We start from the raw sequence: 17,587 nt of genomic DNA, 5'->3' as shown, positions 1-17,587 counted from the left end.
CGTGATGATCCGTCCCGCCGAGCTCTCGGCGATCAAGCGTGGCGAGATCGACCTCGCCTTCCGTCGCTGGGACCGGCCGCGGGTCAAGGTCGGGTCCCGGCTGCGCACTGCCGTGGGCCTGCTCGAGGTGACCTCCGTCGAGCAGGTCGCGCTCTCCTCGCTCCGGGCCGAGGATGCCCATCGGGCGGGTGCGGCGTCGCTGGCCGGGCTCAAGGAGGCACTGGCCCACCGGACCGACCGCCCCGTCTTCCGGGTGGGTCTTCAGTACGCCGGCGCCGACCCCCGCGAGGCGCTGCGCGAGTCCGTGCCCACGCCTGCGGAGATCGAGTCGATCCTCGCCTCGCTCGACCGTCTCGACCACGCCTCGCCCCACGGGCCGTGGACGCGCGCCACCCTCGAGGTCATCGACCGCTCGCCCGAGGTCCGCGCCCCGGACCTGGCCGCCGAGCTGGGTCGGGACACCCCGGACTTCAAGCGCGACGTCCGCAAGCTGAAGGAGAAGGGCCTCACCGAGTCGCTCGCGATCGGCTACCGGCTCTCGCCGCGGGGCGAGGCCGTGCTCGACCACGGCCGACCACCCCGAGCCCGCGCACCTCGCCCGGAGGGCACCCCGCTCCCCCGCACCATCGGCGCTCCGGCCACCGGCGCGCTCCGCGTCGTCGAGGTGACCAGCCTCGAGCAGGTGACCGCCTGGACCGAGGCCGAGCTGCTCGCGCTGCACGGCGTCGGCCCCGTCGCCGTCACCCGGCTCGGCGAGGCCCTGGCCGAGCGTGGCCTCGGGTTCCGGGAGGACTGATGGACGCCTTCCGGGTCGGGTTCGTCACCGGCGCCACACCCGACAAGTGGGCCCGAGCGTGGCGCGAACGGCAGCGGCAGCCGCTGGAGCTGGTGCCGGTCACCGAGGAGGAGCAGGAGCTGCGGCTTCGCGACCTCGGCCTCGACATGTGCCTGGTCCGACTGCCGGTCGACCGCGACGGCCTGCACCTCGTGCCGCTCTACGACGAGGTGCCGGTGGTCGTCGTGCCGCGCGACCACTTCGTCACCGCGGCGCCCGAGGTCCGGCTCGCCGACCTCGTCGACGAGCAGCTGGTGGTGCCGCACCCGTCCGGCTGGACCCCCGACGTCGACCAGCTCCCCTGGCCGCCGATGTCCGCGCAGGAGGCCGTCGAGGTCGTCGCGAGCGGCGGTGGGGTCGCGATCCTCCCCATGTCGGTCGCGCGCCTCCACCACCGCAAGGACGTCGAGTCGCGGCCGGTCACGGACCTGCCGCCGACGAAGATCGGCCTAGCCTGGCTCGTCGCCCGGGATGACGAGCAGACCCAGGCCTTCGTCGGCGTGGTCCGTGGCCGTACGGCACGCAGCTCCCGAGGCTGACCCGGCGGGCCGTGCCGGGCGCTACCCCGCAGCAACGTCCGGCACGACCCCGGTGCCTCCCCCGGGCACGTCAGGTCAGGGCAGGGCGTCGGCCGCCGCCACGACGTCGACCAGCCCGGCTCCCTTGTCGTAGGAGGTGCCGCCCGCGTACGGCGCCCCGAAGGTGTAGGCGTACGCGGTCTGCTTGATCGCGTCCTCGACCTGGGCCGGGGTCGCGCCCGGCGAGTCCTGGAAGAGCTGCGCCACGATGCCGGCGACGTGCGGCGCCGCCATCGAGGTGCCGCTGATCGTGTTGTAGTCGCCACCCTCGACCGGGTCGAGGCCCGTCGAGCAGATCGGCAGGTAGAGGCGGCAGGAGGAGGTGATGGTGTCGCCGGGCGCCGAGATGTCGGGGTACGTCGACGGGTCGCTCTCCAGCCCGCGGGAGGAGAACTCGCTGACCTCGCCGTCGCGGGTCCCGGTCTCGAGGTCGTTGTACGACGCGACGCTGAGGATGCCGCCGGTCGGGTCCTGGCCCGGCGGGTTGGTCAGGCTCTCCGAGCCGTCGCCGCCGTCGTTGCCGGCGGCCCAGACGGTCGCGACGCCCTCGGCCGCGAGGGCCCGCTGCAGCTTCACCGTGGCCGACTCGGGGTCGAACTCGCCGCCGCCCGAGGGTCCGTAGGAGTTGTTGGTGACCTTGATCGGCGGGCACTCGGCCGCCGGGACGCCCTCGCCGCACGGTGCCTCGTGGTTCTCGAGCACCCAGTTGAGGGCAGCGTCGGCGCCGATGATGAAGAGGCCGGCACCGGTGGAGAGGGAGACCAGCTTCGCGCCGGGGGCGGCGCCGTGGATGGTGGAGCCGTCGGAGAGCTCGGTGGGCCGCCCGGCGACGATGCCCGCCACGTGGGTGCCGTGGCCGCCGACCGAGAGGGTGTCGGTGTCGACGTTGTTCGGGACCTCCACGACCTGGCAGAACGCCTCGAGCGGGTCGCAGACCGTCTTCTGGTTGCTGACCACCGCCGAGGTGCCGTCCTCCTCGGTCAGGAAGGGGTGGGTCGGGTCGACGCCCGAGTCGATGACCGCGACGCTCACGCCGGTCCCGGTCAGGGGCGTGCCGTCGGCGCCGGTCCGGGTCTCCATCGCCTCACTGCCGCGGGTCGCGGTGTGGGAGGTGACCTGGGAGAACTCGATCGGCTGGTTGCCCTCGAGGTAGGTCACGCCCGGCTGCGTACGCGCCGCGGCGACCTGGGCCGCCGTGCCGCGGGCGACGACCACGCCGATCCGGTCGAAGCTCATGGTGCGGGTCATGCCGGTCAGGCGTACGGCCCGGTCGGCCGCGGCCAGGTCGGTCCCGTGCACCAGGACGGTCGTGCGCTCGGTGAGCCCCAGCGTGGGGAGCTCCTCGGCCAGGACGTCGGACAGGTTGGCGGGGCTGCCGACGAGCGGGGCGGCCGCGCCCTGCACGGGCAGGGTCGGGGTGAGCGCAGCGGCCGTGACGGCAGCAGCGACGAGCAGGCGCGCGGATCGGCGCATGTGGTTCCTCCTGGGTCACCGGGGTGTGACCTGCACAACGACCGGTGGCCCGCGGAGTCACGCCACATGCTGCGTCAGGTCGCCGAGACCCCGACCTGCCCCTCCCGGAAGGCCGCCACGAAGTGGGCGTGGTCCTCGCGGACGCGGTCGCCGTAGGCCATCCCCCAGTCGGTCAACCAGGTGGTGAACTCGCGGCGGCGGCGGTCCAGGGAGCGGGCGATCGCCTCCTCGACCTGGAAGTCGACCAGGTCCTGCTCGCTGTCCTCGTCGGAGGCGCAGTGGATCTTGGCGGTCGCCCGGCCGAGCAGGTCGACGACCTCCGCGATCTCGTCGGGCTCGGTCAGGCCCGACCAGTCGAGGTCCACCTCGTAGGGCGACACCTCCGAGACCACGAAGCCCACCCCGTCGATCCGGGTGTGGCCGAGCAGCGGATCGGTGTGCACCTGCAGCGCCCGCTGGCTGACGACCGTCCGGTGCCCCTCGTTGTCGAAGTAGGCCTCCACGTCGGCGGAGTCGACGAAGCGGCTCACCGCGGGGATGTTGGCCTGCTTCATCGACAGCACGACGTCGTTGTCCAGCGCCTGGCTGTAGCCCTCGACCAGCAGGTTGTACGCCGGCAGCCCGGCGCTGCCGATGCCGAACCCGGACTTGCCCACGACGTCGCGCAGCTCGTAGAACAGCGCCCGGTCGAACCGCTTGTCGTCGGGGATGGTCTCGAGGTAGCCCTCGAAGGCGGAGACCACCAAGTCCTGCTCGGTCCGCGCCAGCCGCCGGACCGAGCCGTCCTCCGCGAACCGGCGGACGCCGTCCTCGAGCCGGGTGGTCGCGTCGAGCAGGTCGGCGCGCCGCTGCAGCCGGGCACTCCGCAGGGCGGAGTGGATCGGTCCCGAGGTGTTGTCGAGGTGGAGCGCGAAGTCGTCGTCGTCCTCGCTGCGGCGGTACGCGTCGACCTGCGAGAGGTAGGACCGGACGTAGCGGCCGATCAGCCGGCGTACGTCCTCCTCGGGCAGCGCCTTCTGCCAGCCGACCAGCGCCAGCGAGGCCGCGAAGCGCTGCAGGTCCCACGTGAAGCGGCCCAGGTAGGCCTCGTCGAAGTCGTTGATGTCGAAGACCAGCCGGCCGTCGGAGTTGAGGTAGGTGCCGAAGTTCTCGACGTGGAGGTCGCCGTGGATCCAGATGCGGCCGCTCCGGTCGTCGGCGAACGGGTCCTCCTCGGTGGTGACGTCGGCGTAGTAGAGGCAGGCGCTGCCGCGGTAGAAGGCGTGCGGGTCTGCCGCCATCTTGCGGTACTTGGCCCGGAAGGCCTTGGGGTCGGCCTTCATCAGGGGGGCGAATGCGTCGTCGAGGACGGTCGCGATCTGGTCGCGGCGGTCGTGCCTGGCTGCCATGGCCGCCACTATGCCCGACGCTCCGCAGGCAGCCGCAGACCCACGGAGCGGAGCTCGAGCTCGGCCAGCCGGTCGGTCACGGCCCGGTCGCCGCGCCGCCAGGCACCCGCCGGGTCGTCGCTCACCCGGGCGAGGACGTGCATGGGCTGGTGGGCCAGCGCCCGCAGGGCGAACAGGTCGAGGTCGTCGACGCTGTCGACGAACCGGGCACCCGCGGTGGCCCGGCGTACGAACCGGACCCGCAGGGGGAGGTAGGCGAGCAGCGCGAGCAGGATCGGGATCGCGGCCACCGACCACCCGAGCAGGTCCGCGAGCCGCTCGACCGAGGCGACCTGGGTGCGCCCGGCGTCGGCGAGCCGCTCGGCCGCCCCTGCGGCGCCGTCGAAGGGGGCACGCGCCTCGTCGCCCACGACGGGCAGCCCGCCCAGCACTCCCCCGGCGTCCTGCATCGAGCCCGACAGCCCGGTGGCCGACTCGGTGAGCTGGCGCCCGGGGCCGGCGAGCTCGAGGGTGGCGTCGTGCACGACGCTGCCGGACCAGGCCCAGAGCACGAGCCAGGCGACCAGGAGCAGGTCGGCGACGACCTGACGGGTCCGACGGACGGGGGTGTCGGCGTACAGCTTCATGGGCTCATCGGACCACATGGGTAGGGCTACTCAGCCCGATCCGGGTAGCGCGGCGGGTACGCCGGCGCGGCGTCGCCGCGAGGCTGGTCGCATGAGCACTCCGAACTCGCCCAAGAACACCAATGCCTTCTTCGCCCAGGCCGGGATCTCGTTCGCCATCGCGCTGCTCGCCATGGTCTTCGCGATCCTGAACCTGCCGGTGGACCCGTGGATCCGCGGCTTCCTCGGCCTCGGCACCCTCTACCTCACGACCTCGGCCTTCACCCTCGCCAAGTGCGTCCGCGACGCCCAGGAGAACCAGGCCGTGTACGCCCGCCTCGACCAGGCCCGCGTCGACAAGATCCTCTCCGAGCACGACCCGTTCAAGGCCGTCTCCTGACCCCTCGGACCCGAGACACGCCCGAAGGGCGCCACCCGTTGACCCGGGCGGCGCCCTTCACCTTGACTGCGGGGTGACCGGAGCACACGTCTCGAAGGGAGTCACCCGTGGACCACCGCACCGCGATCACGACGATGAGGACCCTGGCCCTGCGACTGGGCAGCACGACCGGCCGGCTGGCGGGCCGTGCCCGGCACGAGGTCTCCCTCAGGATCGCGGCGCGACGCGACGGCGCCCACGGCGAGGCCCCGCCGACGATGGATCCGGCGGCCAGGCAGGCGATGCCGGGACCGAGTCCCGCCGACGTCGCGCGTGCGGTCGCCCGCAACGCCGCCGGCCTCCGCCGCAGCACCGCGGCCCCCACCCGGACCCCCGCCCGTCGCTCGTCCCCGGGAGCCAAGCTCCCGGCGCGCGCCGGCCAGGGGATCCTGGGGGTCTGAGACCTACTTCAACTCGGCACTCGAGAGCCCGAGCACCCGGCGGGCGACGATCAGCTGCTGGATCTGCTGGGTGCCCTCGAAGATGTCGAGGATCTTGGAGTCCCGCGCCCACTTCTCGAGGAGCTCTGCCTCGGAGTAGCCGAGCGAGCCGCACAGCTCCACGCACGACAGCGTGACGTCGGAGCCCACGCGGCCCGCCTTCGCCTTGGCCATCGACGCCTCGAGGGAGTTGGGCGTCCGGTTGTCCGCGAGCCAGGCCGCCTGGAGCGTGAGCAGCCGGGCGCCCTCCCAGTCCGCCTCGAGCTGCAGGAGCTTCGCCGCCGCCGCGTGCTGGAGGTGGGCGGGACGGTCGTGGTCGACCTCGACACCCGCCTCGGCCAGCAGGTCGCGGGTCAGGTCGAGCGACGCGCGGGCCACGCCGACCGCCATCGCGGCGACCAGCGGCCGGGTGTTGTCGAAGGTCGCCATCGCCCCGGCGAAGCCCTGCTTGACGTCCACGTCCGGGGAGCCGAGGAGGTTCTCCTTCGGCACCCGGCAGTCGGTGAAGGTGATCGCCGCGGTGTCGGAGGCCCGGATGCCGAGCTTGTGCTCGAGCCGCTCCACCGCCATACCGGGCGTGCCCTTCTCGACGACGAACGACTTGATCGCCGCCCTGCCCAGGCTCTTGTCGAGCGTGGCCCAGACGACGACGCTGTCGGCTCGCTCCCCCGAGGTGACGTAGATCTTCTCGCCGTTGAGGACGTAGTGGTCGCCGTCGAGCACCGCGGTCGTGGCGATGCTGGCGGAGTCCGAGCCGGTGCCGGGCTCGGTGATCGCCATGGCTGCCCACGTCCCCGCGAGGCGCTGCTGCTGCTCCTCGTCGGCCACCGAGGCGATGGCGGAGTTGCCGAGCCCCTGCCGCGGCATCGAGAGCAGCAGGCCGACGTCACCCCAGCACATCTCGGCGATGGACATCACCGAGGCGAGGTTGGCGCCGTTGCGCACACCGGCCTTCTCACCCGGCGTCTCGTCACGTCGGACGCCGGCCGCGCCCGCGCCCTCCGCCGCGCCGGACTCGGAGATCCCGTCGATCATCGCGGCGAGCATGTCGAGCTCCTTGGGATAGGAGTGCTCGGCGCGGTCGTACTTGCGGGAGATGGGCCGCAGCATGTTCATCGCGACCTGGTGGGCCTGGTCGCGCAGCGGCCGGAACTTCTTCGGGTCGTCCAGGTGAATGGCCATCAGACCAGCACGCTTCCTTCCATGACGCCGACGGCACGCAGGTCGCGATACCACCGCTCGACCGGGTGCTCCTTGACGTAGCCGTGGCCGCCGAGGAGCTGGACGCCGTCCAGCCCGATCCGCATGCCCTTGTCCGCACAGAGCGTGCGCGCGAGGGAGACCTCGCGCGCGAAGTCCTTGCCCGCGGCGGCCCGCGAGGCCGCCTTCCAGGTGACCAGCCGCATCGCCTGCAGCTCGATCGCCATGTCGGCGACCATGAACGCCACCGACTGCCGGTGGGCCACCGGCTCCCCGAACGCCTCGCGCTCCTTGACGTACGGCGTGACGTAGTCGAGCACCGCCTGCCCGGTCCCGACCGCGAGGGCGCACCAGGCGAGCCGGGAGAGCCGGACGCAGTCGGTGTAGGTGCTGCCGTCGTCAGCGCCGAGCAACGACTCCGCAGGGATCCGGACGCCGTCGAGCGACAGCCGCGTCATCGAGGCGGCACGGATCCCCATGGCCGGGTCGCCCTCGACGCCCAGGCCGTCGGTGCCGGACTCGACGAGGAACAGCGCCGGCCGGCCCTCGAGCTCCGCGCCGACGACGAACAGCTCGGCCTCGGCGCCCCGCGGCACCTGCGACTTCACGCCCGTGAGCACGAAGCCGTCGCCGTCACGGACCGCCGTGGTCGCCGGGCTGAGCACGTCGAAGAGGACCGTCGGCTCGTTGAGCGCCAGCGCGGCGGCCGGCACGTCGACACCCGTGAACGCCGGGAGGTAGGTCGCCTGCTGCTGCTCGCTGCCCCACAGCGACAGCGCCGTGGCGACCGCCCCCGGCGCGAGCGCCGCGACGGCCAGCCCCATGTCGCCACGGGACAGCGCCTCGGCGACGAGCGTCCCGGCCATGGCCGAGCGCTCCTCGGAGATCCCGCCGAGCGACTCGGGCACGCCGAGCAGCGGCAGCCCGATCTCCAGGCTCGAGGCGAGCAGCGCCTCCGGGGCCGCGCAGGCGTCGTCGGCCGCAGCCGCTGCGGGCCGGACCACCTCGGCGGCGAACTCGCCCACCACGTCGACGAGCATCTGCTCGTCCTCGCTGGGCGTCAGGTCGAAGGTGCCGGGCGCCGCGGCAGCCGGCACGCGGACGCCGTCGGTGCCGGCCGAGCCGGTGCGGGTGAACGTCCGGGACGCCGCCGTCACCGTCCGGAAGCCGCTCCGGGTGACCGTGAAGACCGCCTGCTCGGCGGTCCGGCGGAGCCCGATCCGGTCGATCAGGTCGCTCTGGGCCACCTTGGTGAGGGCCGCCACGGCGTACCCGATCGGGTCGCGCGACTCGCCCCGGGCGAGGCCGAACTTCCCGCCCGGCCTGAGGTTCTTGGTGAGGGACATGCAGGTAATGTAACTCCGAGTTACACCACCTGTCACAGGACGCTCCGGTGTCCCCTGTCACAGACCGCCCACCGGGCGACACTAGGCTCGCCGCCATGCCCGACCCGACCTCCCCGCCGGAGCACGCGCCGCACGGTCCCCTCCCGACGGGCGGCACGGTCCGCCCGGTCACCCGCTGGGGCACGCCCGTCATGCACCGCCCCCAGGCGCCGGTCGAGGTGTACGACGAGGAGCTCGGCGCCCTGGTCGCCGACATGGTCGCCACGATGTACGCCGCCGAGGGAGTCGGCCTGGCTGCCTGCCAGATCGGCGTCGACCGGGCGGTCTTCGTCTTCGACTGTCCCGACGAGTCCGGCGAGCGCACCGTGGGCGTCGTCTGCAACCCCGAGCTGGTCCTCCCGGAGGGCAAGGACCGACAGCTCGACGAGGACGACGAGGGCTGCCTGTCCTTCCCGGGCGCCTTCGTCCCCCTCGCGCGACCCGACCGGGCCACCGTGACGGGCACCGGGCTCGACGGAGAGCCGGTGGAGTTCAGCGGCGACGGCCTGCTGGCCCGCTGCCTCCAGCACGAGACCGACCACACCCGCGGCACGGTCTTCGGTGACCGGCTCGCGACGAAGGCCCGCAAGAAGCTGCAGAAGGCGCATGACCAGGCGGTCGACGACTTCCCGCCCGACTGGCCGGCCTGACTCCGGAGCCGCTACTGGGTCGGCTTCGGGCACAGGAACGGCGCCCGGTTGCCGCCGGAGTGGTACTCGTAGGTCGTCCCGTCCACGCTGAGGACGATCCGGCTGCCCTCGACCAGGGCCTGGGTGTACATCATCCCCTTCTCGGCGCAGCCGAGGCTGCCGTCGTTCCAGGTGACGGCCTCCTCCGAGTCGACGGCGATCTCGTCGGCCGCCACGTCGAGCCGACGGGCGAGGTCGGCCATGGCCTGCTCGACCACGGGTGAGCCCGACCCTGCCGAGGGCTCCGGAGACTCGCTGGACGGCACGGTCTCCTCACTTCCCTCCGGGTCGGTGGCGGACTGCTCGGTCCCGCAGGCCGCGAGGACCAGCGTGGCACAGAGCAGGGCGAGAGCGGTCGTACGCATGGTGCTGCCTCCCGAGGTGTCGGCATCCGGACAGGGGTGGGACGGCCCGGCGGTCCGCCCGGTTCCCCCGGTCTCGCCCCACCGTCTCAGGGTGTCAGCGTGTCCGCGCGTCGCGGATCACGACCCGTGTGGCTCCCGGGCGGCCCACGGTGTAGCCGGTCCCCCTGGTCAGCCTCACCTTGACCACCTTGGGGCCCTGCGTGCCCTTGCGGTTGATGACGCGGACGACCTCGCGGGTGGTGCGGGCTCCGGGGCGGAAGGTGGCGACCCCGTCGAGCCGGCGGTAGTCCCGCCCGGCGCGGGCCGTGCCGCGGACCCGGTAGGTGACCCTGAGCCGCTCGCCCAGCGCGTAGCCGGGCCGCTCGAGGACGAAGTACCCGTTGCTGCGCGGCTGTCGGGCGTCCCTCCTCCCGGCCAGCTTGATGATGTCGTCCAGCCGGGTGAGCGTCACGGGGACCATGCCGAGAGGTCCGCCCGTCGTCCCGGAGCTGAGGGCCAGCGTGCCGTACCACGTCCGGCCGGCACGGATCGCCCGCTCGTCCCACGAGGTCCGGATCGTGTTGGAGGCCTGGCGCTGGGCGCTGAGGTTCCCGGGCGCGCCCGAGACCACGGCGTGCTGGAGGTCGACCCGGTCGCTCCCCCCGGGGCGCTCGCGGTCCGGTTCTGGACCAGGATCCACCACGGGCCTGCGTCGCTCGCACCCAGCGGCAGGTCGATGCGCTCCGCGGCTCCGCTCGAGACGCTTGACGCGACCTCGGTGGCGGCACTGGGCGTGGGCCCGGTCCCGACGTAGAGGTCGACGTCCTGTGCGGTCGTCGCGGCGACCTCGGCCACCAGGCGCGTCGCACCTGCGGCCACGGGCACCGCGATGACCTGCCGACCGTTCGCGTCGTAGGGATTGCTGTTGGTGGTGTCCTGGGGGATCGTCAGGGCCTGGGTGCTGGCAGGGACGAGGCGGCTCGCCTCGACCTGCACGCCCGCAGCGGCGGCGGCGATCGGAGCCGACACGTGGGATCCGGTGTCACGTCGGGTACGGATGGCGACCGAGCCGCCGGCCCAGAAGCCGGTCGCGGGCCGTGCGGCGACGGGCAGGTGCGCCGCCGGTGCCGCAGAGCCTGCGCCGGGGGTCAGGGTGACGGTGCCGAGCAGGTGGTCGTCGGTCGGCGCGCCGGCCACGTCGGCCGTGATCGTGAGCTGCTGCGTGGCACCGGGTGCGAGGGTGAAGGACGCCGGCGTGATCGTCACCTTGATGCCGTCGGTGGCTCCGGTCCCCTGGGCGGTCCACGAGCCTGCACCGGTCTCCGTGGCCGTCACCGTCCGGGTCCAGGTGCAGGTGCCACGGCAGTCGCTGTCGGCCATGCTCGCGAGGTTGAGCTCCGTGACGTCGCCGCCTCCCGCCGGGTTCGCGCCGAGGTAGTCGCCCTCGGTCTCGTCCAGCACCAGCCCGGCGTCGGCAGCCCGGGTGAGGTCGACGCGGCCGGAGCCCATGCCGAACCAGTCGGCGGCGGATCCGTCGGCGTTCCTGACGCCGGTCGACGCCGTCGTCATCAGCGCGGACTGCGCCTCGGCCGGCGTCCAGTCGGGATGGCTCGCGGCGAGCAGCGCCAGCGAGCCCGCCACGTGGGGGCTGGCCATCGAGGTGCCGGACCGGAAGCCCCACCGCACCTGGTTGGCGGTCCCGTCGCCGGCCAGGACGTCCACCCCGGGAGCCGACAGGCTCGGGCTGACGATGTCGACGGCTCGGTTCGGGCCACGTCCCGACGACGCGGCCAGGACGTCGGCGACGTCCGCGCCGAGGTGCTCCTCACCAGCCGAGATGGAGGCTCTTTCGCCCGCGACGGCGTCCATCCACATCTCCAGCGCGAGCCCGTCGGCGTGGGTGATGTGCACCGCGGGGAGGGCGTGGGCATCGGCGTTGAGCGAGCTCCCCAGGTTGGACCCGTTCATGAGGATCATCCCCTCGGCACCGAGGGCCTTGACCACGGAGCCCTTGACGGTCCGCCCGGTGATCCCGGTCTCGCAGACGACGATCGTGCCGGTGAGGTCGACACCGACCAGGGCCTCGGCCAGGCAGCGGTTGCTCCCGATGTCGCCGGCGTCGACCAGCGGGAAGGCTCCGTCGGTGGCGCCGGAGAACGACAGTCCGTCGATGTCGGGTCGGGTCGCACCCCCGTCCGCCGTGATCTGCTCGACCTCGGCCCGCCACGCACGGTTGTGGCTGGTGGAGGCCACGGAGGTGAGCCACGGCACGTCGCCGGGCGACCCCATCGTGCCCGGTCCGGGGCCACCGTTGCCGGCGGAGGCTGCCACGTGGATGCCCGCGGCGCGTGCGTTGAGCAGGCCGGTCGCATCGGGATCGGTCCAGGCCGCGGACGGCGTGTCGCCGCCGATGGAGTAGTTGATGACGTCGACCCCGTCGGCGATCGCCTGGTCGATGCCCGCGACGATCGCCGCCTCGGGGCAGCCCCCGGAGCAGACGTCGTAGGCGATCACGTTGGCGTGGGGCGCGACGCCCTTCACGACACGCTCCACGGTCTCCGGGGTCGTCCCGGCCCCTGCCATGGACACGGTGGCGCGGACCTGGTTGCCGGCGGCGGTGGAGGCGGTGTGCGTGCCGTGACCGGTGTCGTCGTAGCCGTAGCCGACGCCGTTGGAGCCGGTGTCGTCACCGGGGGCGAAGTCCCAGGCCCCGATCAGCTTGTCCGTGCAGCCCCACCCGGGCCGGTAGACCGCCGACGTCGGGTCGCAGGCACCGTAGAACCGCCCACGGGGGTTCTGGACGACGTAGTCGTCACCACCGGCCGCCCCAGGCACGGTCGCGGCGAAGGCCGGGTTGGCGGCGTTGATGCCCGTGTCGAGGACGCCGATCACGACGCCCTCGCCCTTGGTACCGGCGCCGCTCGGGGTGGCGGTGCCGTCCCAGATGCCCGGCGCCCCGATCCACTCGGGTCCGACGTCGGTCTGCGGCTGCCGCTCCTGCTGGACCTGGACGGCGACCACGCCGTCGAGGCCGGCCACCTCGCGCGCCTCCTCGCGGGTGAGCGGGAGCGCGAAGCCGTTGAGGGCGTCGGTGTAGGAGAAGGTCACCGTGGTGGTCCGACCGGTGACGTCGGCGATGTCACGGCGTACGTCGGCCTGCTCGTCGACGAGGTGGTCGCGGTAGGCCTCCTCACGGGCGGCCTCGGGCGAGAAGCTCCGCCCCTGGGTCTGCACGGGAGCCAGCCCCTTGACGCCGCCGGTGTAGCTGGGGACGGCGTCGCCCTCGAGCTGCACGATGTAGAGCTCGCGGCCAGGCCCGTCCCCCAACGAGAGCACCGGTTCCGGCTCCGCAGCCGGGCTCACCGCCACGGGCTCGACCGTCGACGGCACGGAGTCGGACGTGCCGCCCGGGGACGCGACGGCAGCCGGGACCGTCCCGAGGGTCAGCACGGCCACGACCGAGAGCACGACGGTTCGACGGATCACGTCAGGTTCTCCCACTGGACAGTGTGCGCAACGCCCGCGGCGCCCGCCCCGGGACACTCCCCGAGGGTACTGGCACAGTGTTCCTGCTCACGTCGAGTTGCCGAAATCAACGCCGACCGGACGGCCACCCCGAAGGATGACCGGCCGGTCGGCTGTTGCGGTGCCCGAGACCTCAGCGGCCCCTCCTCGAGGCGTCGAGGATCCGCACGCGCGCCACGCGCGGCCGGCCGAGGGTGTAGGTCTCCTCGGGGGTGAGCCGGACCTTGACGACCCGGGTGGGCTGCTTGCCCCTCCGGTTGACGACCTTGACCAGCTCGCGCGCCGTCCGTGCCTGCGCACGGAACGTCACGGTGCCGTCGAGCCCCCGGAAGTCGCGCCCGCGGCGGGCCGTGCCGGAGACGTCGTAGGACACCGTGAGCCGCTCGCCCACGGCCGAGGCGGGCCGACGGAACACGACCACGCCGTCGCGGCGGGGCTCCTTCGCGTCGCGCCGCTTGACCACGGTGACGGCAGCCAGGGCCTCCTCGACGGTGACGTCCTCCTCGACGGTGACGGGCTGCGCACCCTCGTTGTCGGTGGTGTGCACCAGCGCGTTGGTGAGGACCTGTCCACCGGCCACCCCCTCGTCGACCGTCACCTGGTAGGTGAACTGTGCCGGGTCGAAGAGGGTGTTGTAGGTCATGCACACCACGGTGTCGTCCCCGATGGTGCCGGAGGCGTCGCCGCTGTTGACCAGGGCCTGGCCGTTGCTGCCGTCGGCGTTCTCGGTGCCGATGGTGACGTCGTCGATCGGTCCGTCGACGTTGTCGTAGGCGAAGGCGAGGTCGCGGCTCCCGGCGACCTGGGCCACCTGGAAGTCGGTCGTGCCGAGCCGCCCGGACTTGTCGCCGGCCAACCGCATGCCGTCGAACTGGATCAGCTTGAGGTCACCGGCCTGGGCGATGCGCACGCCCGCGTCGCTGCCCGCGTCGTGGAGCAGCTGCATGTCCTGCCAGAGACCGGCGGCCAGGTTGTTGGGCAGCGCCGCGTTGGGCACCTCCTGGTTGATGAACGGGTTGCCGCCGTAGCCCTCGTCCCCGTAGGTGACGAAGCCGTCGTCGGTGAACCCGAGCCCCTGGTGGCTGTCCTCGTAGAACCCGAAGGAGTCGCTCGCGAAGGCAGTGAACAGCACGCTGTCGCCCTCCACGGCCGGGTCCGTGCCGATGCCGAACTCCCCGAGGTCGACGAACTCCGCCTCACCCGAGAACGGGTGCACGCAGGAGGGGTCGTTGGCGCTGGTGGTCACGTCGTAGGGCTTCTCGACTCCCACCGGGCTCGGCATCTCGGCGGTCCAGCCGAGCACCCCGTCCTCGAAGGTCGCACCGTCGGGACCCGAGCCCTCGACGTAGGTGGTGCCCTCGGGCAGCGTGTCCTCGAAGGTGTAGGTCAGGTCCTCCGGGGTCACGTTGGGCAGCACGTCGACCGTGTAGGTGAGCGTGTCGCCCGGCGCGGCGGACTCGGCGTCGACCGTCTTGGTGACGTCGTCCTCGAACCGGTTGACCGTCACCGGGAGCGTGCCGATCTCCGACCCGCCCGGGGCTGCGCTGATCGTCACCGACCCGTACCAGGTCTCGCCCGCGTCCATCTCGGGCTCGTCCCAGAAGGTACGGATCGTGAACGGCTCTCCCACCGGGTTGGTCGCCGGCCCCTCGGCCCGCAGGTTGCCGGCGTCGCCCGCGACCACGGCGGTCTCCAGGTCGACGGTGTCGGTGGCCGTCGGGCTGCTGGCCTCCCAGTTCTGGACCAGCACCCACCAGGTTCCCGCGTCGCCCTCCCCGAGCGGGAGGTCGACGCTCTCCGCCGATCCGCCGGAGGCGCTCGACGCGACCTCGGTGGCGGCACTGGGCGTGTCGCCCTTGCCCACGAAGAGGTCGAAGTCGGGTGCGGTGGCGTCGGTGAGGTTGGCGATCAGCCGCGTGGCGCCCTCGGGCGCGGTCACGGTGACGAACTGCGTGCCGTTGCCGTCGTACGGGTCGTCGTTGGTGGTGTCCTGTGGGACGGCCAGCTCCTGGACCTCCGCCGGAACCAGGCCGTTGGCCTCGATGTCGAGGTCGGTGATCTCGACGGCCTCGATGGGCTCGGACTCCTGGGAGCCGGCGTCACGCCGGGTGTCGATGTCGATCGAGTCCTGGGCGAAGACGCCGGTCGACGGCAGCGCGGCCACCGGCAGGTGTGCTGCCGGCGCCTCGGACCCGCCGGCAGGCATCAGGGTGACGTTGCCGAACTGGTAGTCCTCGGTGGAGGACCCGGTCACGTCGGCGGTGACGGTGATCTCCTGCGTCTCGCCGGCGGCGAGGGTGAAGGAGGCCGGCTCCACGGTGACGTCGATGCCGTCGCTGACGGCCGCTCCTGCGGCCGTCCAGTCACCGGCACCGGTCTCGGTGGCCGTGACGGTTCGCGTCCAGGTGCACGTCTCGAGGCACTGGCTGTTGGCCATGCTCGCGGTGTTGAGCTCCTTGACGTCGCCACCCAGCGTCGGGTCGGAGGCGCGGTAGTCCTCCTCGGTGACGTCGAGGACGAGCCCGGCGTCCGCCGCCTTGGTCAGGTCGGCGCGGCCGGAGCCCATGTCGAACCAGTCGGCCTCGGAGCCGTCGGTGTCGGTGACGTCGGTGAAGGACGTCGTCATCAGGGCGGACTGCGCCTCGGCGGGCGTCCAGTCCGGGTGCTCGGCTGCGAGCAGCGCGAACGAGCCCGCCACGTGGGGGCTGGCCATCGAGGTGCCGGAGATGAAGCCCCAGCTGACCTCGTTGTCGACGCCGTTGCCGGCCAGGATGTCGACTCCCGGAGCGGAGATGCTCGGGCTGATCAGCTCGACCGCACGGTTGGGACCGCGGCTGGAGAAGCCGGCCATGATGTCGGCGACGTCGTCACCGATGTACTCGACACCACCGGAGAGCGAGGCCTGCTCACCTTCGACGGTGTCCATCCACTCCTCCAGGGCGACGCCGTCGTCGTGGGTGATGTGGACCGCGGGCAGGGCGTGCGGGTCGGCGTTGAGCGAGTCGCCGCTGGCCGCGTCGTTCATCAGCACCATGCCCTCGGCGCCCAGGTCGGCGACGACCTGGCCCTTCTCGACGCGACCGGTGTTGCCACGCTCGCAGACCACGATCTGCCCGGTGAGGTCCTCGCCGGCCAGCTCGCTGGCGATGCAGAGGTTGCTGCCCAGGTCGGCGGCGTCGACGAGCGGGTAGGCACCGTCGCTCGCGTTGGCGAAGGCCAGGCCCTGGATGTCGGGGTGGGTGGCGCCGCCGTCAGCGGTGATCCCCTCCACGTTGGCCTGCCACTGCCGGTTGTGCTGGGTGGCGCCCACGGTGGTCATCCACGGGACGTCGCCCGGGGAGCCGACGGTCGCGGCACCCGGACCGCTGTTGCCGGCCGAGGTGGCGACGTGGATCCCGGCGGCGCGGGCGTTGAGGAAGCCCAGGGCGTCCGGGTCGCTCCACGGGTTGGACGGGGCGGCGCTGCCGATCGAGTAGTTGATGACGTCGACCTCGTCGGCGATCGCCTGGTCGATGCCGGCGATGATCGCCGTCAGCGGGCAGCCGCCGGCGCACACGTCGTAGGCGATGACGTTGGCGTGGGGTGCGACCCCCTTGATGTTCTCCGTGGTCTGGAACCGCTCGGCAGGGTCCTCCTCGGCGCTGTAGGTCGTCGCGTCGACCTGGTTGCCGGCGGTGGTGGAGGCGGTGTGCGTGCCGTGGCCGTCCTCGTCGTAGGCGTAGCCCACCGCGGCGTTGTCGGCGGGGGCGAAGTCCCAGGCGCCGATCAGCTTGTCGTTGCACTCGAAGTCGGGGTTGTAGTTCGGGTTCGTGCTGTCGCAGACGCCGACGTACGTGCCCGAGCCGCGCGGGTTCTCGTGGTCGTAGCCGTCACCACCGTCCTCGACGGGGACCACGTCGTGGAACGACGGGTTGGCGGCGTTGATGCCGGAGTCGAGGATGCCCGCGACCACGCCTTCGCCCTTGGTGCCGTCGCCGCTGGGCGTGGCAGTGCCGTCCCAGATGCTCGGGGCGCCGATCCACTCGGGACCGACGTCGGTCTGGAGCTGGCGCTCCTCGTCGACCTGGACGGCGGCCACGCCGTCGAGTCCGGCCACCTCGCGCGCCTCCTCGCGGGTCAGGCTCACCGCCATGCCGTTGAGCGCGTCGGTGTAGCTGAACCGCACCCGCGGGGCGCTGCCGGTGACCTCGGCGATGCCCGAGCGCAGCTCGGCCTGCTGGTCGACCACGTAGTCGCGGTAGGCGCGCTCGCGGCCGGCCTCGGGCGCGAATGCCCGGCCCTCCGCCTGCACCGGGGCGAGGCCCTTGACCCCGCCGGTGTAGGTCGGGACGGCCGCGTCCTCGAGCTGGACGAGGTAGAGCTCACGCCCCGAGCCCTCGCCGAGCGAGAGCACGGCGCCCTTGTCGCGAGACTCGGTCAGGGTGGCGTCGGCCTGCTTCAGCTTCGGCACGCGCTGATCGGGTGCGGCCTCACCCGGAGCTGCGTCGGCGGCCGGTACCAGGCCGATCATCAGGACGGCCGCGGCGGTGGCCGCGATGGTTCGACGGATCACGTCAGAGAACTCCCCACTGGAAATGGCGGTGCGGAGAGTCCAAACAGTGTTGCCCGAGACACCCCACGAGAAACGGTGCACTGCATGCCTAGTCACGGACCTTGCGCAAGTCAACGGTTTCCGGATGAGAGTCC

General features: G+C 72.6%; 14 protein-coding genes. 5 read left to right on the top strand and 9 right to left on the bottom strand.

Annotation, left to right across the window (positions count from 1 at the left end; translation table 11 throughout):
* Nucleotide 1 precedes the first annotated feature (1 nt).
* Together EXE57_RS20080 and EXE57_RS01725 are read left to right on the top strand one after the other, a co-directional pair.
* The gene (locus tag EXE57_RS20080) at nt 2-796 is read left to right on the top strand and encodes a hypothetical protein (protein WP_167305780.1); all 795 of its coding nucleotides are present in this window, start codon (nt 2-4) and stop codon (nt 794-796) included.
* Nucleotides 796-1,374 (top strand): LysR family substrate-binding domain-containing protein, encoded by a 579-nt coding sequence (locus EXE57_RS01725; protein ID WP_135073423.1) that lies wholly within the window; start codon nt 796-798, stop codon nt 1,372-1,374. The genes EXE57_RS20080 and EXE57_RS01725 overlap by 1 nt, the downstream gene beginning before the upstream one ends.
* A gap of 75 nt (nt 1,375-1,449) precedes the next feature.
* Here the strand turns inward: EXE57_RS01725 and EXE57_RS01720 are convergent, their stop codons facing one another.
* From EXE57_RS01720 to EXE57_RS01710, 3 genes are all read right to left on the bottom strand, one after another.
* Complete coding sequence (locus EXE57_RS01720; protein WP_135073421.1) at nt 1,450-2,886, bottom strand: S8 family peptidase; 1,437 nt, start codon at nt 2,884-2,886, stop codon at nt 1,450-1,452.
* Nucleotides 2,887-2,960: 74 nt separating this feature from the next.
* Nucleotides 2,961-4,274 (bottom strand): DUF2252 domain-containing protein, encoded by a 1,314-nt coding sequence (locus tag EXE57_RS01715; protein WP_135073419.1) that lies wholly within the window; start codon nt 4,272-4,274, stop codon nt 2,961-2,963.
* 8 nt (nt 4,275-4,282) lie between these two features.
* Nucleotides 4,283-4,900, bottom strand: coding sequence for a hypothetical protein (locus tag EXE57_RS01710; protein ID WP_135073417.1), 618 nt, complete (start codon nt 4,898-4,900; stop codon nt 4,283-4,285).
* A 91-nt stretch (nt 4,901-4,991) separates the two neighbouring features.
* Between EXE57_RS01710 and EXE57_RS01705 the strand changes: the two genes are divergently transcribed.
* Both EXE57_RS01705 and EXE57_RS01700 read left to right on the top strand, forming a co-directional pair.
* A complete protein-coding gene (locus EXE57_RS01705) occupies nt 4,992-5,279 on the top strand; it encodes a YiaA/YiaB family inner membrane protein (RefSeq protein ID WP_135073414.1) in 288 nt (95 codons plus the stop codon).
* Nucleotides 5,280-5,386: 107 nt separating this feature from the next.
* The gene (locus EXE57_RS01700) at nt 5,387-5,719 is read left to right on the top strand and encodes a hypothetical protein (RefSeq protein WP_135073412.1); all 333 of its coding nucleotides are present in this window, start codon (nt 5,387-5,389) and stop codon (nt 5,717-5,719) included.
* Nucleotides 5,720-5,722: 3 nt separating this feature from the next.
* Here the strand turns inward: EXE57_RS01700 and EXE57_RS01695 are convergent, their stop codons facing one another.
* Together EXE57_RS01695 and EXE57_RS01690 are read right to left on the bottom strand one after the other, a co-directional pair.
* Nucleotides 5,723-6,940, bottom strand: a complete 1,218-nt coding sequence (locus EXE57_RS01695) for an acyl-CoA dehydrogenase family protein (protein ID WP_135073410.1) — start codon at nt 6,938-6,940, stop codon at nt 5,723-5,725.
* A complete protein-coding gene (locus EXE57_RS01690) occupies nt 6,940-8,304 on the bottom strand; it encodes an acyl-CoA dehydrogenase family protein (RefSeq protein WP_135073408.1) in 1,365 nt (454 codons plus the stop codon). The genes EXE57_RS01695 and EXE57_RS01690 overlap by 1 nt, the downstream gene beginning before the upstream one ends.
* Before the next feature lie 95 nt (nt 8,305-8,399).
* On the opposite strand from EXE57_RS01690, the gene def reads away from it, so the two are divergent.
* Entirely contained in the window at nt 8,400-8,993 is a 594-nt protein-coding gene (def, locus tag EXE57_RS01685; RefSeq protein WP_135073406.1) for a peptide deformylase, read from the top strand.
* Between the two features lie 11 nt (nt 8,994-9,004).
* Here the strand turns inward: def and EXE57_RS01680 are convergent, their stop codons facing one another.
* From EXE57_RS01680 to EXE57_RS01665, 4 genes are all read right to left on the bottom strand, one after another.
* Complete coding sequence (locus EXE57_RS01680; protein WP_135073404.1) at nt 9,005-9,397, bottom strand: hypothetical protein; 393 nt, start codon at nt 9,395-9,397, stop codon at nt 9,005-9,007.
* Nucleotides 9,398-9,491: 94 nt separating this feature from the next.
* Nucleotides 9,492-9,848, bottom strand: coding sequence for a hypothetical protein (locus EXE57_RS01675; RefSeq protein ID WP_135073402.1), 357 nt, complete (start codon nt 9,846-9,848; stop codon nt 9,492-9,494).
* The gene (locus EXE57_RS01670) at nt 9,845-12,862 is read right to left on the bottom strand and encodes a S8 family serine peptidase (RefSeq protein WP_167305779.1); all 3,018 of its coding nucleotides are present in this window, start codon (nt 12,860-12,862) and stop codon (nt 9,845-9,847) included. The genes EXE57_RS01675 and EXE57_RS01670 overlap by 4 nt, the downstream gene beginning before the upstream one ends.
* 172 nt (nt 12,863-13,034) lie before the next feature.
* Entirely contained in the window at nt 13,035-17,453 is a 4,419-nt protein-coding gene (locus EXE57_RS01665; RefSeq protein ID WP_135073397.1) for a S8 family serine peptidase, read from the bottom strand.
* Nucleotides 17,454-17,587: the final 134 nt, after the last annotated feature.

This window comes from Nocardioides euryhalodurans (genome assembly GCF_004564375.1).
Lineage (GTDB): Bacteria > Actinomycetota > Actinomycetes > Propionibacteriales > Nocardioidaceae > Nocardioides > Nocardioides euryhalodurans.
The sequence above is the reverse complement of the archived record's forward strand: the minus strand, read 5'-3'. Positions and strand labels throughout refer to the sequence as shown.

What these genes read in the sequence shown, in the direction of transcription:
- EXE57_RS01725 (WP_135073423.1), top strand. Translation starts at nt 796, where the DNA reads ATGGACGCCTTCCGGGTCGGGTTCGTCACCGGCGCCACACCCGACAAG.
- EXE57_RS01720 (WP_135073421.1), bottom strand. Translation starts at nt 2,886, where the DNA reads ATGCGCCGATCCGCGCGCCTGCTCGTCGCTGCTGCCGTCACGGCCGCT.
- EXE57_RS01715 (WP_135073419.1), bottom strand. Translation starts at nt 4,274, where the DNA reads ATGGCAGCCAGGCACGACCGCCGCGACCAGATCGCGACCGTCCTCGAC.
- EXE57_RS01710 (WP_135073417.1), bottom strand. Translation starts at nt 4,900, where the DNA reads ATGAAGCTGTACGCCGACACCCCCGTCCGTCGGACCCGTCAGGTCGTC.
- EXE57_RS01705 (WP_135073414.1), top strand. Translation starts at nt 4,992, where the DNA reads ATGAGCACTCCGAACTCGCCCAAGAACACCAATGCCTTCTTCGCCCAG.
- EXE57_RS01695 (WP_135073410.1), bottom strand. Translation starts at nt 6,940, where the DNA reads ATGGCCATTCACCTGGACGACCCGAAGAAGTTCCGGCCGCTGCGCGAC.
- EXE57_RS01690 (WP_135073408.1), bottom strand. Translation starts at nt 8,304, where the DNA reads ATGTCCCTCACCAAGAACCTCAGGCCGGGCGGGAAGTTCGGCCTCGCC.
- def (WP_135073406.1), top strand. Translation starts at nt 8,400, where the DNA reads ATGCCCGACCCGACCTCCCCGCCGGAGCACGCGCCGCACGGTCCCCTC.
- EXE57_RS01680 (WP_135073404.1), bottom strand. Translation starts at nt 9,397, where the DNA reads ATGCGTACGACCGCTCTCGCCCTGCTCTGTGCCACGCTGGTCCTCGCG.